This window comes from Amycolatopsis sp. NPDC003676 (assembly GCF_053587275.1).
Window position 1 is genome coordinate 1 of sequence record NZ_JBSFNS010000262.1, and the last position, 1,692, is coordinate 1,692.

Genomic DNA, 1,692 nt, shown 5'->3' on the forward strand with positions numbered 1-1,692 from the left:
ACGCTGCTGATCGCCGAGCGGGTCGAGTCGTACGAGGACGTGTACACGCACAAGGACCGGATGCCGGTCTTCGACGTCCCCGAAGGCCACACCGATGCTTCCTGGCTGCGCCATCAGGTGGCCGAGGGTCTCAAGTGGCGGTTCCCGGAGGGCATCCCGGACGGCTACGAGGAGCGCTGCGACTACGAACTCGGCGTCATCGAGGGCAAGGGCTTCCCGTCCTACTTCCTCATCACCGCCGACCTCATCCAGCACGCGCGCGAGGTCGGCATCCTGGTCGGCCCCGGCCGTGGTTCCGCGGCGGGCGCGCTGGTCGCGTACGCGCTGGGCATCACGAACCTCGACCCGATCCCGCAGAAGCTGCTGTTCGAGCGGTTCCTGAACCCGGAGCGCATGTCGATGCCCGATATCGACATCGACTTCGACGACCGCCGGCGCGGCGAGATGATCCGGTACGCCACCGACAAGTACGGCGCGGACCGGGTCGCCCAGGTGATCACCTTCGGCACCATTAAGACCAAGGCGGCGATCAAGGACTCCGCCCGCGTGCACTACGGCCAGCCGGGCTACTCGATCGCGGACCGGATTTCGAAGGCGCTGCCGCCGCCGATCATGGCGAAGGACATCCCGCTGTCGGGCATCGTCGACTCGAAGCACGAGCGCTACGCCGAGGCCGCCGAGGTCCGCACGCTGGTCGAGACCGACGAAGAGTGCAAGACGATCTTCGACACCGCCCGCGGGCTCGAAGGCCTGATCCGCAACGCGGGCGTGCACGCCTGCGCGGTGATCATGTCGAGCGAACCGCTCACCGACGCGATCCCGGTGTGGCAGCGCGACGACGGCTCCATCATCACCGGCTGGGACTACCCGTCGTGCGAGGCTATCGGCCTGCTGAAGATGGACTTCCTGGGCTTGCGCAACCTCACCGTCATCGGCGACGCCCTGGAGAACATCAAGGTCAACCGGGGCGAGGAGATCGACCTCGACCGGCTCGGCTTCGACGATCCCGAGTCGTACAAGCTCCTCGGCCGCGGCGACACGCTCGGCGTGTTCCAGCTCGACGGCGGCGCGATGCGCGACCTGCTGCGGCGCATGCTGCCGACCGGGTTCGAGGACATCATCGCGGTGCTCGCGCTGTACCGCCCCGGCCCGATGGGCATGAACGCGCACAACGACTACGCCGACCGCAAGAACAACCGGCAGCAGATCAAGCCCATCCACCCGCAGCTGGAGGAACCGCTGCGGGAGATCCTGTCCGAGACCTACGGCCTGATCGTCTACCAAGAGCAGATCATGCAGATCGCCCAGAAGGTCGCGGGCTACACGATGGGCCGAGCGGACACGCTCCGCCGCGCGATGGGCAAGAAGAAGAAGGAAGTCCTCGAAAAGGAGTACGAGGGCTTCGAAGAGGGCATGCGGTCCAGCCCGCTCGTCGAGGGCGGCTTCTCGCCGGAAGCGGTCAAGGCGCTGTGGGACACGATTCTCCCGTTCGCCGGGTACGCGTTCAACAAGTCGCACGCCGCCGCGTACGGCCTGATCGCGTACTGGACCGCCTACCTCAAGGCGAACTACACCGCGGAGTACATGGCCGCGCTGCTGACGTCGGTGGGTGACAACAAGGACAAGTCGGCGATCTATCTGTCGGAGTGCCGGCGGCTGGGGATCAAGGTGTTGCCGCCGGACGTGAACGAG

1 protein-coding gene is annotated in these 1,692 nt (G+C 66.5%); it reads left to right on the forward strand.

The features are described from left to right. A partial coding sequence (gene dnaE / locus ACWDNU_RS45480) for a DNA polymerase III subunit alpha (protein ID WP_449673400.1) occupies nt 1-1,692 on the forward strand: 1,692 nt, incomplete at both ends.